The sequence below is a fragment of the Virgibacillus sp. 7505 genome (genome assembly GCF_002272135.1).
Classification (GTDB): domain Bacteria; phylum Bacillota; class Bacilli; order Bacillales; family Amphibacillaceae; genus Terribacillus.
In genome coordinates this window covers 1-386 of record NZ_NPBF01000073.1, presented here as the reverse complement: position 1 = coordinate 386, position 386 = coordinate 1, and the positions used below count along the sequence as shown (strand labels likewise).

General features: G+C 55.7%; 1 rRNA gene. It reads left to right on the top strand.

What is annotated here, in order from left to right:
* Nucleotides 1-386, top strand: a 23S ribosomal RNA gene (locus tag CHH91_RS17955); the annotation flags it as partial.

The window sequence follows — 386 nt, the reverse complement described above, 5'->3', positions numbered from 1 at the left end:
CGTATTCGTTTGAACGATGGGGGGACGCAGAAAGGTAGGGTGAGCGCGCCGCTGGCTGTGCGCGTCGAAGCATGCGAGGCTGGAACATAGGCAAATCCGTGTTCCGTAAGGCTGAGCTGTGACCGTGAAGGACCTTCGGGTCCGAAATCCCTGATCCTCCGCTGCCGAGAAAAGCCTCTAGTGAGAATACAGGTGCCCGTACCGCAAACCGACACAGGTAGGCGAGAAGAGAATTCTAAGACGCTCGGGAGAACTCTCGTTAAGGAACTCGGCAAAATGACCCCGTAACTTCGGGAGAAGGGGTGCTCTAGTAGGGTTAACCGCCCGAGAGAGCCGCAGTGAAAGGATCCAAGCGACTGTTTAGCAAAAACACAGGTCTCTGCGAA